This is a genomic window from Micromonospora parva (assembly GCF_040649675.1).
GTDB lineage: Bacteria > Actinomycetota > Actinomycetes > Mycobacteriales > Micromonosporaceae > Micromonospora > Micromonospora parva.
Genome location: NZ_JBEZFX010000001.1, coordinates 998,237 through 1,013,170, shown reverse-complemented (window position 1 = coordinate 1,013,170; position 14,934 = coordinate 998,237). Strand labels below are relative to the sequence as shown.

Here is a 14,934-nt window from a genome sequence, read left to right as displayed (position 1 = left end):
CGTTCGCAGGTTGGTTTACAGTTAGCAAAGTTTACTAAAACTAGAGGACGTGTCATGAGTGCGACCCGGCTGCCCGGCACCCCCCGCCTGTTGCGGGCGCTCAACGACCGTGCCGCACTGGAGCTGCTCCTTGAGCGCGGCCCGCTGACCCGGGCTCGACTCGGCGAGCTGACCGGGCTGTCGAAGGTCACCGCCTCGCAACTGGTCGAGCGGCTGGAGGAGCGCGGCCTCGTGGCGCGGGTCGGCGAGCAGGCCGGCGGGCGCGGGCCGAACGCCCAGCTCTACGCCGTCCGCCCGGGCAGCGCGCACGTGGTCGGCGTGGACGTCGGGCCGGACCGGGTGGTGGCCGCGTGCGCCGACATCACCGGTGCCGTCATCGGCCGGGTGGAACAGTCGACCCGGGACACCGACGACCCGGTGGGCGTGGTGCACAACGCCGTCGTGCAGGCGGCGAGCAGCGCCCAGGCGCAGCTGAGCAGCGTACGACGCATCGTGCTCGGCACGCCGGGCCTGGTCGACCCCGGCACCGGCGACATCACCTTCGCCTTCAACCTGCCCCGCTGGCACAGCGGCCTGCTCGCCGCGCTGCGGGACGACCTGCACACGCCGGTGGTCTTCGAGAACGACGTCAACCTGGCCGCGGTGGCCGAGGCGCAGTCCGGCGCGGCCCAGGGGCTGGCGGACTTCGTGCTGGTCTGGGTGGGTGCCGGCGTCGGCCTGGCGATCATGCTGGGCGGGCGGTTGCACCACGGCAGCAGCGGTGCGGCCGGCGAGATCGGCTACCTGCCGGTGCCCGGCGCACCCATCCCGCGCGATGTCTCCCGGCGCGCCAAGCCGGCCTTCCAGCAGCTGGTCGGCGCGGACTCGGTGCGCGCGGTGGCCGCCGAGCACGGCTACCCGGACGCCGACGCCGCCGAGGCGGTCCGCGCGGCCGTCGCGGCCGGCGCCGACGGCGGCCCGATGCTCGACGAACTGGCCCGCCGGCTCGCGCTCGGCGTGGCCAGCACCTGCGTGGTGCTGGACCCACCGCTCGTCGTGCTCGCCGGCGAGGTGGGCCAGGCCGGTGGGGCGGCCCTCGCCGACCGGGTGCAGCAGGAGGTCGCCGCGATCACCCTGGTCCAGCCGCGGGTGGTGCCGACCGGGCTGACCGAGGAGCCGATCCTGCACGGCGCGCTGCGCACCGCCCTGGACGCGGTGCGCGACGAGGTGTTCGGCTCCACCGTCGGCTGAGCGCGCTGCGGCGGTCATGTGAAGGAATATTTCACCGCGCCTCGGTGAGTCGCAAGCCCTTGCCGCGTACCGGGCTGTCCCGGTGCGCCGGGCCGCCCATCGCGGGACGGGCGGCCCGGCGCGGCGTCAGATCAGGTCGCGGCGACGGAACACGGCGAACGCCAGCACGGTCAGCCCGCCGGTCAACGCGACCAGCACCAGCAGCGCCGGGCCCCAGGTCAGGGTGTAGAGGCCCGAGCAGTAGCCGGTGCCCGCGGTGGCGGCACAGAGCTGCGGGTCGAAGAACCGTGACTCGCCGCTGAGCCACGCCCCGATGTAGCTGGAGAGCATCAGTCGGTCCGGCCGTCGGGCGTCGATGATCTGCAGCACCAGACGGCCGCCCAACTCCCACACCACCGCGTACGCCGCCACCGCCCCCAGCGCCGCCGACGTGTGCCGACCCAGCGTGGCGATCGCGAAGCCGAGCGCGGAGGCCAGCAACACCAGCACCATGCCCCGGCCGTGCACCGCGCCGAGCGAACCCCAGAAGTCACCGTCCAACCGGCCCGGCAACCCGGCGCTCTGCCCGATCACCCAGAAGGTGGCGAGGTAGACCACCGACGCCAACAGGGACAGGGCCAGCACCGAACCCAGCAGGGTGCCCAACTTGGCCGCGAGCACCGTCAACCGGCGCGGTCGCCAGAGCAGGAGATTCACCACGCCGCCCGAGTTCAGATCCGCGCCGATGTAGGAGGCGCCGACCAGGAAGCCGAACAGCACCAGGAACGCGATCAGGAAATAGAGCAGCGACTCGGCCTGCTCGGCGAAGCTGAACACCCCCGGCAGGAAGTCGGCGGCGATCGGCAGCCGTTCCTGCCGGACCGGATCGAGATCCGCGCAGTCGGCGAAGTACTCGCTCGTGTCGGTCGGCGACCTTTCCTGCAGGCGGGCCAGGCACTCCTGGTGCGTGGTCTCCATGCTCCGACGCGCGTCGACGGCCTGCTGCCGCGCCGAGTTCAGTTCACTGGCGGTCGGCTTGTGCGAGCCAGCCAGCGTGGTCGCCGCCGTGACGGCGAACGCGAAGACCAACAGGACGACCATGAGCTGCACGAAGCGGCGCGCGGACAGCCGCTCCAACTCGGCACGAACCAGGTTCACGCGTCCACTCCCCGATCGAGATCGATAACAGCGCCGTCGCGCGGCGGCGACGAGTCGTCGACCTGCCGCGGCACCGACGAAGGCCCGTACGCGCCCGTCAGCTCCAGGAAGACGCTCTCCAGGTCCGGCCGCAGCGGCGTCAGCTCGCCCACCCACAGCCCCTGCTCGCCGAGCACCCGGCTGACCACCGTCGGGTCACCCACCCCGCTCACCACCAGCGCCTCGCCGTCGACGACCGCCGTCAGGCCGGCCGCGTGCAGCAGCTCGACGGCCCGCTCCGGCTCGGCCACCCGCACCAGGAACTCATGCCGGTCGTGACCCGCCAGCACCTCGTCCACCCGGCCGGCCGCCACCCGACGTCCCCGCGAAATGATCGTGACGTGGTCGCAGATCAGCTGGATCTCGCCCAGGATGTGACTGGACACCAGCACCGTCACACCGTTGGCCGCCAGCGATCGCATCAGGTCCCGCATCTCCCGGATGCCCGCCGGGTCCAGCCCGTTCGCCGGCTCGTCCAGGATGAGCAACCGCGGGTCCTTCAACAGCGCGGACGCCACCGCCAGGCGCTGCTTCATGCCCAGCGAGTAGCTCTTCACCCGATCATCGCCCCGGTCGTGCAGACCCACCAGATCCAGCACCTGGTCCACCCGCGAGACCGGCACCCCGCCGGCCCGGGCCAACAGCCGCAGGGTGCGGTGACCGGTGAAGTTGCCGAAGAACTGCGGGCTCTCCACGATGGCCCCGACCTGGCCCGCCACCCGGGGCAGCAGCTCCGGCGACGGTTCACCCAACACGGTCATCCGCCCGCTGTCGGCGCGTACCAGCCCGAGCAGGGCGCGCAGGGTGGTGGTCTTGCCCGAGCCGTTGGGGCCCAGGAACCCGTGCACCTGGCCCGCCTCCACCAGCAGGTCGAAGCCGTCCACCGCCACCCGTCGGCCGTTGCGCAGGCTGTGGAAGGTCTTGCGCAGACCCTCGATCTCGATGACCGCGCTCATCCGCGTGGCTCCGTACGTCGACGGGGCATGGGCCGTCCTTCAGACTTGGTGATCAACGACACGGTGCCTCACCCTATGGCCGAGGCGCCGCCCATGGGGGGCGCCTGGGCGCTGCGTGGTTGGATGGTGTGGTGACTGGTGACCTGATCCCCGGCGCTGCCGGTGCCGCGCCTGCCGCCGCTCTCGTGGACCCGGATCTGGTGGTCAGCCTCGACGGCGTCGGCGTACGCCGCTCTGGCACCGCCCTCCTGCAGGACCTGACCTGGCGTGTCGAGCTGGACGAGCGGTGGGTGGTGCTCGGCTCCAACGGCGCGGGCAAGACCACACTGCTCAACCTCGCCGCCGGCCGGCTGCACCCCACCACGGGTGTCGCGCACGTGCTCGGCGAGCGGATCGGCCGCACCGACGTCAACGAGCTGCGTACCCGGATCGGGCTCACCACCGCCGCGGTCGCCGAGCGACTGCCCGCCGACGAGCGGGTCAGCGACGTGGTGGTGACCGCCGCCTGGTCGGTGGTCGGCCGCTGGCGGGAGAACTACGACCGCGGCGACGAGGCGCGGGCGCGGTCACTGCTGAGTCAACTCGGCGTCGGCGGCCTCGCCGAGCGCCGCTACGGCACCCTCTCCGAGGGTGAGCGCAAGCGGGTGCAGATCGCCCGGGCCCTGATGACCGACCCGGAGCTGCTGCTGCTCGACGAGCCCGCCGCCGGGCTGGACCTGGGCGGTCGGGAAGACCTGGTCGCGCGGCTGGCCGAGCTGGCGTACGACCCGGACGCCCCGGCGATGGTGCTGGTCACTCACCATGTCGAGGAGATCCCGCCCGGGTTCACCCACGCGCTGCTGCTGCGTGAGGGTGGGGTGGTCGCCCAGGGCCTGCTCGCCGACACGCTGACCGGTGACAACCTGTCCAAGACCTTCGGGCTGCCGCTGGTGGTCGAGCGGTCCGGCGACCGCTTCACGGCCCGCGCCGCCTGAGCGCCGGACCGGCGGAGACGATCGTGCCGCAGACCCGGGTCGCCGTGGTGGGCAGCGCCAACATGGACCTGGTCGCGATGGCACCCGCGCTGCCGCGACCGGGCGAGACCATGCTCGGCACCGACTTCGTGATGGTGCCCGGCGGCAAGGGTGCCAACCAGGCGGTGGCCGCGGTCCGGGCCGGCGCCTCCTGTGCCTTCCTCGGCGCGATCGGCTCGGACGCCTTCGGCGTCACCCTCAAGGCCCGCATCACCGCGGCCGGCGTGGACACCAGTCAGCTGCGCGTGGTCTACGGCGCCTCCGGAGTGGCGCTGGTGATGGTCAACGCCCAGGGGGAGAACGCCATCGTGGTCACCCCGGGCGCCAACGACGCCCTGCTCGGTCTCACCGAGGAGGAGCTGACCACGGTGCGCGCGGCGGACGTCCTCGTCGCCCAACTGGAGATCCCGGTGCAGACCGTGACCGCCGCCGCGGTGGCCGCCCGCGACGCCGGCACCACTGTCATCCTGAACGCCGCACCCGCACGGGACCTCCCGCCCGAGCTGCTCGCCGCGGTGGACCTGCTGGTCGTCAACGAGGGCGAGGCGCAGGCGCTCGCCGGTCGTGGCCGGGAGGAGCCCCGGGCGCTGCTCGACCTGACCCCTCGGGCCGTGCTCACTCTCGGCGGTGCGGGCGCCTGGTACGTCGACCGGGACGGCACCGAGGTGCACGTGCCGGCGGTACCGGTGGACGTGGTCGACTCCACCGCCGCCGGTGACGCGTTCACCGCCGCGCTGGCCGTCGGCTGGGGCGAGGGGCGGGACGTGGTCGACGCGGTGCGCTGGGCATCGGCGGCCGGTGCCGCGTGCGTCCGCAAGCTCGGCGCGTCGGTGGCGCTACCGCAACGTGCCGAGATCGACGAGCTGTACGCGTCGGTCTGACCGCGTCGCCCGCCCCGCCGCCTCGGCCTGACCGCGTCGGCGCGTCAGGCCCGCTGGCCAGCGCCGGTGCGGAAGGCCCGACGGTACGCCGTCGGTGAGGTCAGCATGGACCGACCGAAGTGGTGGCGGTAGGTGACCGGGGTGTCGAAGCCGACCGCCCGGGCGACCTGCTCGACAGCGAGGTCCGTCTCCTCCAGCATTGCCAGGCTGGCGCGGATCCGCTGGTCGATCAGCCAGCGGATCGGGCTGGTCCCGGTGGCTCGGGCGAAGTGCCGCAGGTAGGTGCGGGACGACATGTGCGCTTGCGCGGCGAGCTGGGCCACGGTCAGTGGTTCGCCGAGGTGGGCCAGCGCCCAGTCGATGCTGCCGGCGATCCGGTCGTCGTCCGGGTCGGTGGGCACCGGAGCCTCGACGAACTGGGCCTGCCCACCGTCGCGGTGCGGCGGGATGACCAGCCGTCGGGCGACCGCATTGGCGATCGCCGCACCGTGGTCGCCCCGGATCACGTGCAGGCACAGGTCCAGCCCGGCCGCGCTGCCGGCACTGGTGAGCAGGTCGCCGTCGTCGAGGTAGAGCACGTCCGGGTCCACCTCGACCCGTGGGTAACGCCGCGCCAGCAGCTCCGCGTACCGCCAGTGGGTGGTGGCCCGCCGGCCGTCCAGCAGCCCGGCACCCGCCAGCGCGAACGCGCCGGAGCAGATCGACATGATGCGGGCGCCACGACGGTGGGCCTGACGCAGCGCGGTCACCAGCTCGGGGGAGGGGTCGGCGGTCACGTCCGCCACGCCGGGCACGATCACCGTCCGGGCCGCCGCCAGCTCGGCCAGGCCGTACGGCGTGTGCAGGCTCGCGCCGCCGACCACCGGCAGCGGTCCCGGTTGCTCGGCGCAGAGCACCAGGTCGTACCAGTCGACGTCGAACTCGGGCCGGGCCAGCCCGAACACCTCGGTGACGATGCCGGTCTCGAACACCGACATCCCCGGGTACGCGAGCACGGCGACCCGGTGCGCGGCTGCCGGGCGTCGGGGAGTCGGCAGTGGGCGGGAGCCGGTGGTGGTGGCCGGGATCGGCATGGCGGGATGTTAGCGCAGGACGTCGTCCGCGCCACTCGTCGCGGACACCCGTACTGGCGAGGATCGGTGCATGACCTTCACCTTCGCCGTTGCGCCGGCCGAACCGGCCACCGCCGCCGCCCACTTCCGCGCCCGACTCAGCGTCGAGACCGACGTCAGCGACGTGCACGCCGACCTGTCGGCGGGTACGCCTGCCCTGGTGGTGGTCGACTCCCGGGGCGCGGCCGCCTGGACCCAGGGGCACCTGCCGGGCGCGGTGCACCTGCCCACCGCCGAGATCGCGGCCCGGGCGGCGGAGCTGATCCCGCCCGGCTCGGCGGTGGTCACCTACTGCTGGGGTCCGGGCTGCAACGGGGCGACCCGGGCGGCGCTGGAGTTCGCGGTGCTCGGCTACCCGGTCAAGGAGATGCTCGGCGGGTTCGAGTACTGGGTGCGGGAGGGGCTGCCGGTGGTGACGGAGACCGGGCTGACCCGGCGCCCGGTCGACGACCTGACCGCCCCCACCGCGACGATCACCTGCGACTGCTGACCCCCGGCGCGGGCGGTCGAGGGCTCAGCCGGCGGGCTCGTCGGCAAGCTTCTCGCCGCGTCGGCGCAGCATGCCCAGCCCGGGGATGCCGGCCACGGCGAGCTTCAGGTCGCGGGTCACGTCGAGCAGGTCGTGCAGGTCGGGCCCGACCCGGTCCAGGGTGGCCAGTATCGGCAGGATGTCGGCCGTCAGGTGCTCCTTGAGCTTGGGCAGCTCGTCGATCAGGTGGATCGCCGCGGTGATCTCCTCGTGACTGAGCTGCTCGACGAAGCGCTCGGTCATCGGTGCGGCCCGGCGCAGCGCCGGCTCGTACGCCGTCATCAGCTCGGCCGCCGTGGCGGCGGCCTCCGCCGCGGTGCCCACGGTGACGGCGGCCCGGCCGGCCACCCCGTCTGCCTTGGCGATCACGGTGGCGGCGGTCCGGGAGACCCGGTCGGCGTCGGCGACCACGTCGGCGGCGGCGGTGGCCACGGTGGTGGCGGTGTCGATGGCGGTGGTCGCGGCGGCGCTGATGACGGCCACCTCACGGACCGCCGCCTCGGCGTCGGTGAGCACCTGGTCGGTCCGGTCCAGGGTCGTCTCGATGCGGTCGACCACGCCGTTGATCCGGGCCAGCAGAGCTTCCACCCCGTCCAGCACCGCGAACGCGCGGGTGGGCACGGCGGCGAACGAGGCGGCCGAGCCGAGCGCCTGGTCGAGAGCGGAGCGGGTCAGGCCGACCACGGCGGACGGGGTGGGGAGGGGAATCGCCATGGGATCAAGTGTGCGTCGGCCGCACCACAACCGCCCGACGAGATTGCCGGCGGCGGGTGGTCGTCAGTGGTCGCCCTGCTGTTCGACGGCACGCTGCACGGCCCGGTAGATCTGCCCGAACCGTAGCGCGTCCGGGGTGCGCACCAGCAGGTCCTCCCGGCCGTGGTGCTGCACCCACAGCTCGTGCACGTGGCTGCCGCGCTCGTAGGAGCGGTCCAGCCAGCCCAACGGGATCTCCAGGAACGGCAGCAACGCCAGCGCCCCCACCGCGCAGGCGGCGAGGATGATCAGCGCGAGCTGCCAGTTGCCCCGGTCCTGTGCCGACCAGGCCAGTGACAGCACGCAGACCACGGCGACCAGCGGCGGCAGCGAGAGCAGCAGGACCAGGACACCGCGACCCAGCACCCGGCCGCGTACGGCCAGGGTTTTCTGCCCCCGGGCGTGCCAGACGAACGTCACGTCGGACAGGGCGATCACGTGACCGCCGGCCCGGATCGACTCGGAGGTCACCTGCACCGCGTCGTCCCGGTAATAGAGGGTCATCACTAAGCCTAACCACCGACGGGCAACCCTCGCCTCGTCTGTCCCATCCTGAGCGCGCCGGGAACGCGGGGTGGTGCGGTCGTCCTTTGGAGCTGAATCGCCTACGACATCAGGGCGGTGTCCCGCCGGTCGAGAACCCCGGTCGAAGCGGCGTCCCCCGCCTGATTCGTTTGCGACATCAACTCCAAAGGCTCCCGCAGCGGCACCTCTCCCGCGCTGACCCCGCCGGGTCGGGGATGGATCGACCACGCGCCCGCTGACGGTCGAAGGCAGGCCCGTGCTTGATCAGGCGGCTTCGGCGATCAGGCGCGCCTAGCGGCGGACGCCGGGGCGGGCCGGTTGGCTGTGCTCGACCGCGCGCTGCACCGCCCGGTAGATCTGCCCGAAGCGCAGCGCGTCACCGGTGCGCAGCAGCCGCACCGGTTGACCGCGCCAGCGGGCCCAGATCTCCAGTTGCCGGCTGCCCCGGGCGTACGAGCGGTCCAGGTGTTCGAAGAGGAAGTCGGCGACCGGCCCCACCGCCAACCCGACCAGCACCGATGCGCCGACGATCGCGATCGTCACTGTGGGTGAGCGGTGCAACCAGACGGCCACGCCGATGCCGAGCACCGCCGCGACCAGTGGGCCGGCGAGCGCGGCACCGATGGCACCCCGCCCCACCAGCACGCGCCAGGAACGGGTGCCACGGCGATGCCAGATCATGGTGATGTCGGCCAGCGCGTAACTGCGACCGTCGACGCGGACGCCGGTGGAGGTGACCTGCACCGATCTGTCGTCGTAGTACGTGACCATCGTTGAACTCCCGCCCACGGGGCTGACACCACACTACTTACCCAAACGACCCGGGTCGTAAGGTTGGCACGCGACTTCGACGAGGAAGTGAGGGCAGCGTGGGCGAGTTCGTTCGGCTGGAGACCACTGACGGCATCGGCACGATCCGGCTGGAGCGGCCGCCGATGAACGCGCTCAACACGCAGGTGCAGGAGGAGTTGCGCGCCGCCGCCACGGCCGCCACCGCCGACCCCGAGGTCCGCGCCGTCATCGTGTACGGCGGGGAGAAGGTCTTCGCCGCCGGCGCGGACATCAAGCAGATGGCCGAGATGTCCTACGTGGACATGGCCGAGCGGGCCGCGAACCTGTCCAGCGCCCTCGGCGCGATCGCCCGGATCCCCAAGCCGGTGGTCGCCGCGATCACCGGGTACGCCCTCGGTGGCGGTTGTGAGCTGGCATTGGCCTGTGACTGGCGGGTCGTCGCCGAGGACGCCAAGCTCGGCCAGCCGGAGATCAAGCTGGGCATCATCCCGGGGGCGGGCGGCACCCAGCGGCTGGCCCGTCTGGTCGGCCCGGCCCGCGCCAAGGACCTGATCATGTCGGGGCGGATGGTGGACGCGCAGGAGGCACTGCGGATCGGCCTGGCCGACCGGGTCGTCCCGGCCGCCGAGGTGTACGACACGGCCGTCGCGTTGATCACCCCGTACCTGACCGGGCCGGTGCAGGCGCTGCGCGCCGCGAAGCTGGCTGTCGACGGCGGCCTGGACATGGACCTGAACTCGGGCCTGGCCTGGGAGAGTCAGCTGTTCGCGGCGCTGTTCGCCACCGACGACCGGCGGGAGGGCATGGCGGCCTTCGTCGAGAAGCGCAAGCCGGACTTCACCGGCCGCTGACGATTAGCCGAGAACGGTTCACATTGCTCCTACCGGCCAGTAGCGTGGGGCCTCGGTCACCAGGGACGAAGGGGAGCGGCGAATGACGGAGCGGATCGAGGGTCACGGCGGCGAGTTGGCGCTCGCGGCACTACGCGCGCACGGCGTACGGGAGATGTTCACGCTGTCCGGTGGGCACGTCTTCCCGCTCTACGACGCCGCGTACAAGACCGACTTCCCGATCTACGACGTCCGGCACGAGCAGTCAGCGGTCTTCGCCGCCGAGGCGGTGGCCAAGCTCCAGCGCCGCCCCGGTCTCGCCGTGCTCACCGCCGGGCCCGGTGTCACCAACGGCATCTCCGGCATGACCAGCGCCTTCTTCAACGCCTCACCGGTGCTGGTGCTCGGCGGCCGGGCACCCGCGTTCCGCTGGGGCTCCGGCAGCCTCCAGGAGATGGACCACCTGCCGCTGGTCGCGCCGGTCACCAAGCACGCCGAGACGGTGTTCAGCACCGACGACATCCCGCGCGCGGTGGGCGCGGCGCTGCACGCCGCGCTCACCCCGCACCGCGGCCCGGCCTTCCTCGACTTTCCGCTGGAGACGGTCTTCTCGGTCGCCGACGTCGAACTGCCCAGCGTGACGGGCGTCGACCCGATCGCGCCGGACCCGGAGGAGGTCGGCCGCGCCGCGCTGCTCATCGCCGGGGCGCAGCGGCCGGTCATCATCGCCGGCTCCGACGTGTACGCGGGGGACGCCGTCGCCGCCCTGCGTGAGGCCGCCGAGGCGTTGCAGGTGCCGGTGTTCACCAACGGCATGGGTCGCGGTTCGCTGCCGCCCGAGCACCCGCTCGCCTTCGCCAAGGCGCGCCGGGCCGCGCTCTCCGGCGCCGACGTGGTCGTGGTGGTGGGCACTCCACTGGACTTCCGGCTCAGCTTCGGTGACTTCGGTGACGCCAAGGTGGTGCACATCGTCGACGCCCCCAGCCAGCGGGCGACGCACGTGCAGCCGGCCGTTGCCCCCGCCGGCGACCTGCGCCTGATCCTCTCCGCGCTGGCCGACCACAGCGGCGACCGGGCCGACCACACCGACTGGATCGCCGACCTGCGCGTCGCCGAGGACGCGGCGAAGGCCCGCGACGCCGCCGAGATGGCCGCCGAGACCGACCCGATCCGCCCCGCCCGGATCTACGGCGAGCTGCGTCGGGTGCTGGCCCCGGACGCGATCACCATCGGCGACGGCGGCGACTTCGTGTCGTACGCGGGCCGGTACCTGGAGCCGGCCCAGCCCGGCACCTGGCTGGACCCGGGCCCGTACGGCTGCCTGGGCACCGGCATGGGTTACGCGATGGGGGCCCGGGTCAGTCACCCGGACCGGCAGATCTGCGTGCTGATGGGCGACGGCGCGGCCGGCTTCTCGCTGATGGACGTCGAGTCGTTGGTCCGCCAGAAGCTGCCGGTGGTGATCGTCGTCGGCAACAACGGCATCTGGGGGCTGGAGAAGCACCCGATGCGGGCCATGTACGGCTACGACGTGGCCGCCGACCTCCAGCCGGAGCTGCGCTACGACACGGTGGTCAGCGCGCTCGGCGGAGCGGGGGAGACGGTCGCCAAGGCGGCCGACCTGGGCCCGGCGCTCCAGCGCGCGTTCGACTCCGGAGTGCCGTACCTGGTGAACGTGCTCACCGACCCGACCGACGCGTACCCCCGGTCGTCGAACCTGGCCTGAGTCGGACCCGCCGCCGCCGTCGCTCGCGCGCCGGCGGCGGCGGGCGTTCACACCTCCGGTCGGTCACCCTCACGCGGCGGCTCACCGTCGCGGCGGCGCAGGTCGTCCTCGCGCCGCCGCAGGTCTTCCTCCCAGCGGCGGAAGAGCTCCTGGTCCTGCTGCTGGGCGCGTTCCTCGACGGAGCGCAGAAACTCCGGGTCGTCGTCGGGGGCCACCGGCCGGGGGCGCTGCCGCTGGGCGCCGCCGGTGCCGCCCGGCCAGCCCGCGCGGGCACCGGGGCTGGGCGTGCGGCCGGCGATGAACCAGGCGATCGAGCCGACCAGCGGGAAGAACAAGATGATCAGCACCCACGCGATCCGGGGCAGGGCCCGGATCTGGCTCTCCTCGGCGGAGAGACAGCTGATCAGCGCGCAGACCGCGAGGACGATCTGCACCAGGAAGAGAAGTACGCCAAGCCGGGCCATGCACCCATCATGGCTCACCGGATCCCGTCACCACAGTCCGCGCAGCACCAGCAGCACTCCCAGTAACGCGAGCACCACTGTGCCCGCCGTGACCAGGGGAAGTGTCCGGCCGCCGGTGCGGGTCGGACCGGTGCCGGTGCCGCGGCGCCAGCAGAGCACCAGCAGAGCACCCCACACCAGCACGGTCCCGCCAGCGAGCACCGCGCCGGTCGGGTCGCCGGTCGACGCCAGCCGGACGGCGAGCGCGGTCACCACCGTCACAGTGAGCAGGGTCCGCCGCCAGGCCAGCCGGGTCCGCTCCGGTTGCAGCCCCGGGTCGCGTCCGGTGCTCACCGACCGCCGACCGCCCGCATCAGGACGGCGACCACCAGCAGTAACGCGCCGCCGCCGACGGCGAGGGCCAGGATGGCGGGGAACCGGGACGCGGGCAGTTCCTCACCGAGCCGGATGGCCCGTTCGGTACGCGCCCAGTGGTCCACCGCGCGGATCGCGACCGCCGCGCCGAGCAGCAGCAACGCCACCGCGATCACCTCGCGCAGGTGGCTCATCGGCAGGGTGGGCAGGAACTGGGCGGCGGCCAACCCGCCACCGACCAGCGCCAACCCGGTGCGCAGCCAGGCGAGGAAGGTCCGTTCGTTGGCCAGTGAGAAGCGGTAGTCGGGCGTCTCGCCGACCGAGCCCAGCTCGGCCGGGTCGAACCAGCGCCTGATCACCTCCCACACAGTGGGAGAATATCCGCTTCCCAACCGGCTTAGCCTGGGTCGGTGACCGATCTCGACGTACAGACCCTGCGCGACGCCTACGACAACCAGCTCCGCCCGGAGATCCCCGACCCGGTTCCGGCCGGGGTGACGGTGGAGCGGGACGGGCCGTTGGTCCGGATCATCGGGCTCGACGCCGGTGGCTTCCTCACCTACCGCGACCTGGGCGGGTTGACCGGCGACGCGTTGGACGAGCTGATCTCCCGGCAGGTGCGGCTGTTCCGTGAGCGCGGCCAGTCGGTCGAGTGGAAACTCAACGAACACGACGAACCGGCGGACCTGCCCGACCGCCTGCGCGCCGCCGGCTTCGTGCCGGAGGACCGGGAGACCGTCGTGGTCGGTCCGGTCGCGCCGCTGGCCGCCGCGCTTCCTGTCGTTCCCGAGGGGGTACGCCTGCGTGAGGTGACCGACCGGGAGGACCTGGAGCGGATCGCCGCCATGGAAGAGGAGGTCTGGCAGGCGGACCGCTCACACCTGGTGTGGGGGCTGGCCAAGGAGATCGACGCCGACCCGAACTCGATCACCGTGGTGGTGGCCGAGGCGGACGAGACGGTGGTGAGCGCCGGTTGGGTGCGGTTCCCGACGAACACCGGTTTCGCCACGCTGTGGGGTGGCTCGACACTGCCGCAGTGGCGGCGCAAGGGCATCTACCGGGCGCTGGTCAACTACCGGGCGCGGCTCGCCGAGCAGCGGGGCCGGACGCTCATGCAGGTCGACTGTTCCGAGGACAGCCGGCCGATCCTCCAGCGGCTCGGCCTCGTCCCGGTCACCACCACCACCCCGTACGTCTACACTCCGTGATCATGGAGCAGCGGTTGACGGACGAGGAGCGGCTGACCCTCAAGACCGGTGCCTTCGGCGCCGTCTTCCTGGTCTCCAACGCCGATCCCGGTGTCGTGGGGGTGATCCGGGAGAGCATCGCCGCGTCCGGCGCGCTGGCCGACGCCAGTGGGACTGTCAAGGAGGCGCTGACCAGCGGCCCGTTGCCGCGACTTCCCCGGGACTCGCAGCTGGAGATCGAGTCGGTGGTGCTGCCGGCGCTGGGGCGGGCGGTGCGGATTCTGCGCGACAAGTCACCGCAGGACGTGGACGCGTACCGGGCGCTGGTGTTGGCCGCGGCGGACCGGGTGGCCCGGGCGCACGACGGGGTGGCGCCTACCGAGGCGGCGGCCATCGACCAGATCCGGGCCGCGTTGACCGAGCCAGCCTGATCGCCGGCCGGTCGGTGAGCTGTGTCACCCTGAGTGCTGCGGGGGCGCAACCTACTGGCAGGTAACATTGCGCCGTGGGCAACTGCACAGCCGCCCTCGGTTGACCTGGCGTCGACCGACGCGCGACGCTGCGCCCCAGACCGGGCGAGCGAATCGCAACACCACACAGGAGGGTCGTCGAAGCGCGATGAACATCGTCGTACTCGTCAAGCAGGTGCCTGATTCGGGCGCGGACCGCAACCTGCGCAATGACGACAACACCGTCGACCGCGGTTCGGCGAACAACGTGATCAACGAGATGGACGAGTACGCCATCGAGGAGGCGCTGAAGATCAAGGAGGCGCACGGCGGCGAGGTCACCATCCTGACCATGGGTCCGGACCGGGCGACCGAGTCGATCCGCAAGGCGCTCTCCATGGGCCCGGACAAGGCCGTGCACGTGCTGGACGACGCCCTGCACGGCTCGTGCGCCGTCGCCACCTCGAAGGTGCTCGCCGCCGCGCTCGGTCAGCTCGGCGCCGACCTGGTCATCTGCGGTGCCGAGTCCACCGACGGTCGGGTCCAGGTCATGCCGCACATGATCGCCGAGCGGCTGGGTGTCGCGGCGCTCACCGGTGCCCGCAAGCTCACCGTCGACGGCGCGACGCTGACCGTCGAGCGGCAGACCGAGGAGGGCTACGAGGTGGTCACCGCCTCCACCCCGGCCGTGGTCTCCGTCTGGGACACCATCAACGAGCCGCGCTACCCGTCCTTCAAGGGCATCATGGCCGCCAAGAAGAAGCCGGTGCAGACGCTCTCGCTGGCCGACCTCGGGGTCGCTGCCGACGAGGTGGGCTTCGACGGCGCCACCAGCGCCGTCGTCGAGCACACCAAGCGCCCCCCGCGCTCCGGCGGCGCGAAGATCACTGATGAGGGCGAGGGCGGCGTCAAGCTGGTCGAGTTCCTCGCCACCGAGAAGTTCGTGTGAGAGGGGGG

General features: G+C 72.5%; 18 protein-coding genes. 9 read left to right on the top strand and 9 right to left on the bottom strand.

The genetic code is table 11. From position 1 onward, the window contains the following. Positions 1-54: 54 nt before the first annotated feature. Complete coding sequence (locus tag AB0C03_RS04505; RefSeq protein ID WP_030331123.1) at positions 55-1,230, top strand: ROK family transcriptional regulator; 1,176 nt, start codon at positions 55-57, stop codon at positions 1,228-1,230. A gap of 126 nt (positions 1,231-1,356) precedes the next feature. Here AB0C03_RS04505 and AB0C03_RS04500 read toward each other — a convergent pair whose 3' ends face one another. Continuing rightward, positions 1,357-2,367: an ABC transporter permease subunit gene (locus tag AB0C03_RS04500; RefSeq protein WP_030331121.1), complete on the bottom strand. Its 1,011-nt coding sequence runs from the start codon at positions 2,365-2,367 to the stop codon at positions 1,357-1,359. Continuing rightward, entirely contained in the window at positions 2,364-3,362 is a 999-nt protein-coding gene (locus AB0C03_RS04495; RefSeq protein WP_210865183.1) for an ABC transporter ATP-binding protein, read from the bottom strand. The genes AB0C03_RS04500 and AB0C03_RS04495 overlap by 4 nt, the downstream gene beginning before the upstream one ends. A gap of 131 nt (positions 3,363-3,493) precedes the next feature. On the opposite strand from AB0C03_RS04495, the gene AB0C03_RS04490 reads away from it, so the two are divergent. Together AB0C03_RS04490 and AB0C03_RS04485 are read left to right on the top strand one after the other, a co-directional pair. Beyond that, a complete protein-coding gene (locus tag AB0C03_RS04490) occupies positions 3,494-4,336 on the top strand; it encodes an ABC transporter ATP-binding protein (protein ID WP_030331116.1) in 843 nt (280 codons plus the stop codon). A gap of 23 nt (positions 4,337-4,359) precedes the next feature. Continuing rightward, positions 4,360-5,256, top strand: a complete 897-nt coding sequence (locus tag AB0C03_RS04485; protein ID WP_357634145.1) for a ribokinase — start codon at positions 4,360-4,362, stop codon at positions 5,254-5,256. A gap of 44 nt (positions 5,257-5,300) precedes the next feature. Here the strand turns inward: AB0C03_RS04485 and ftrA are convergent, their stop codons facing one another. Beyond that, on the bottom strand, positions 5,301-6,329 hold the full coding sequence (gene ftrA / locus AB0C03_RS04480; RefSeq protein WP_357634142.1) for a transcriptional regulator FtrA: 1,029 nt from the start codon (positions 6,327-6,329) through the stop codon (positions 5,301-5,303). Between the two features lie 70 nt (positions 6,330-6,399). Here ftrA and AB0C03_RS04475 point away from each other — a divergent pair, with 70 nt between their 5' ends. Further along, on the top strand, positions 6,400-6,858 hold the full coding sequence (locus AB0C03_RS04475; protein ID WP_030331110.1) for a rhodanese-like domain-containing protein: 459 nt from the start codon (positions 6,400-6,402) through the stop codon (positions 6,856-6,858). Between the two features lie 24 nt (positions 6,859-6,882). Here AB0C03_RS04475 and AB0C03_RS04470 read toward each other — a convergent pair whose 3' ends face one another. The 3 genes from AB0C03_RS04470 to AB0C03_RS04460 all read right to left on the bottom strand — a co-directional run bounded on the left by AB0C03_RS04470 (position 6,883) and on the right by AB0C03_RS04460 (position 8,946). After that, positions 6,883-7,611, bottom strand: a complete 729-nt coding sequence (locus tag AB0C03_RS04470; protein WP_030331108.1) for a hypothetical protein — start codon at positions 7,609-7,611, stop codon at positions 6,883-6,885. Between the two features lie 63 nt (positions 7,612-7,674). Continuing rightward, positions 7,675-8,154: a DUF6232 family protein gene (locus tag AB0C03_RS04465; protein ID WP_030331106.1), complete on the bottom strand. Its 480-nt coding sequence runs from the start codon at positions 8,152-8,154 to the stop codon at positions 7,675-7,677. A 312-nt stretch (positions 8,155-8,466) separates the two neighbouring features. Next, the gene (locus AB0C03_RS04460) at positions 8,467-8,946 is read right to left on the bottom strand and encodes a DUF6232 family protein (protein WP_051708379.1); all 480 of its coding nucleotides are present in this window, start codon (positions 8,944-8,946) and stop codon (positions 8,467-8,469) included. 98 nt (positions 8,947-9,044) lie between these two features. Here AB0C03_RS04460 and AB0C03_RS04455 point away from each other — a divergent pair, with 98 nt between their 5' ends. Together AB0C03_RS04455 and AB0C03_RS04450 are read left to right on the top strand one after the other, a co-directional pair. Beyond that, positions 9,045-9,818 carry an enoyl-CoA hydratase/isomerase family protein gene (locus tag AB0C03_RS04455; RefSeq protein WP_210857847.1) on the top strand — a complete coding sequence of 258 codons (774 nt, stop codon included), beginning with the start codon at positions 9,045-9,047 and terminating at the stop codon, positions 9,816-9,818. 82 nt (positions 9,819-9,900) lie between these two features. Beyond that, positions 9,901-11,523, top strand: coding sequence for an acetolactate synthase (locus tag AB0C03_RS04450; RefSeq protein WP_030331103.1), 1,623 nt, complete (start codon positions 9,901-9,903; stop codon positions 11,521-11,523). Between the two features lie 47 nt (positions 11,524-11,570). Here the strand turns inward: AB0C03_RS04450 and AB0C03_RS04445 are convergent, their stop codons facing one another. The 3 genes from AB0C03_RS04445 to AB0C03_RS04435 are packed head-to-tail and all read right to left on the bottom strand — an operon-like array spanning position 11,571 to position 12,709. Further along, positions 11,571-11,987, bottom strand: coding sequence for a PLD nuclease N-terminal domain-containing protein (locus tag AB0C03_RS04445; protein WP_030331102.1), 417 nt, complete (start codon positions 11,985-11,987; stop codon positions 11,571-11,573). 27 nt (positions 11,988-12,014) lie between these two features. Then, positions 12,015-12,320 (bottom strand): DUF202 domain-containing protein, encoded by a 306-nt coding sequence (locus AB0C03_RS04440; protein WP_030331101.1) that lies wholly within the window; start codon positions 12,318-12,320, stop codon positions 12,015-12,017. Further along, positions 12,317-12,709, bottom strand: coding sequence for a YidH family protein (locus AB0C03_RS04435; protein ID WP_030331099.1), 393 nt, complete (start codon positions 12,707-12,709; stop codon positions 12,317-12,319). The genes AB0C03_RS04440 and AB0C03_RS04435 overlap by 4 nt, the downstream gene beginning before the upstream one ends. A gap of 42 nt (positions 12,710-12,751) precedes the next feature. On the opposite strand from AB0C03_RS04435, the gene AB0C03_RS04430 reads away from it, so the two are divergent. From AB0C03_RS04430 to AB0C03_RS04420, 3 genes are all read left to right on the top strand, one after another. Beyond that, a complete protein-coding gene (locus AB0C03_RS04430) occupies positions 12,752-13,549 on the top strand; it encodes a GNAT family N-acetyltransferase (protein ID WP_030331097.1) in 798 nt (265 codons plus the stop codon). Beyond that, positions 13,546-13,959, top strand: coding sequence for a hypothetical protein (locus AB0C03_RS04425; RefSeq protein ID WP_210857851.1), 414 nt, complete (start codon positions 13,546-13,548; stop codon positions 13,957-13,959). The genes AB0C03_RS04430 and AB0C03_RS04425 overlap by 4 nt, the downstream gene beginning before the upstream one ends. A 187-nt stretch (positions 13,960-14,146) precedes the next feature. Next, complete coding sequence (locus AB0C03_RS04420) at positions 14,147-14,926, top strand: electron transfer flavoprotein subunit beta/FixA family protein (RefSeq protein WP_210865189.1); 780 nt, start codon at positions 14,147-14,149, stop codon at positions 14,924-14,926. Positions 14,927-14,934 lie beyond the last annotated feature (8 nt).

Excerpts from the sequence above, each read along its gene's own strand:
- AB0C03_RS04505 (WP_030331123.1), top strand. The coding sequence starts at position 55 with ATGAGTGCGACCCGGCTGCCCGGCACCCCCCGCCTGTTGCGGGCGCTC.
- AB0C03_RS04495 (WP_210865183.1), bottom strand. The coding sequence starts at position 3,362 with ATGAGCGCGGTCATCGAGATCGAGGGTCTGCGCAAGACCTTCCACAGC.
- ftrA (WP_357634142.1), bottom strand. The coding sequence starts at position 6,329 with ATGCCGATCCCGGCCACCACCACCGGCTCCCGCCCACTGCCGACTCCC.
- AB0C03_RS04475 (WP_030331110.1), top strand. The coding sequence starts at position 6,400 with ATGACCTTCACCTTCGCCGTTGCGCCGGCCGAACCGGCCACCGCCGCC.
- AB0C03_RS04470 (WP_030331108.1), bottom strand. The coding sequence starts at position 7,611 with ATGGCGATTCCCCTCCCCACCCCGTCCGCCGTGGTCGGCCTGACCCGC.
- AB0C03_RS04465 (WP_030331106.1), bottom strand. The coding sequence starts at position 8,154 with ATGACCCTCTATTACCGGGACGACGCGGTGCAGGTGACCTCCGAGTCG.
- AB0C03_RS04460 (WP_051708379.1), bottom strand. The coding sequence starts at position 8,946 with ATGGTCACGTACTACGACGACAGATCGGTGCAGGTCACCTCCACCGGC.
- AB0C03_RS04450 (WP_030331103.1), top strand. The coding sequence starts at position 9,901 with ATGACGGAGCGGATCGAGGGTCACGGCGGCGAGTTGGCGCTCGCGGCA.
- AB0C03_RS04445 (WP_030331102.1), bottom strand. The coding sequence starts at position 11,987 with ATGGCCCGGCTTGGCGTACTTCTCTTCCTGGTGCAGATCGTCCTCGCG.
- AB0C03_RS04420 (WP_210865189.1), top strand. The coding sequence starts at position 14,147 with ATGAACATCGTCGTACTCGTCAAGCAGGTGCCTGATTCGGGCGCGGAC.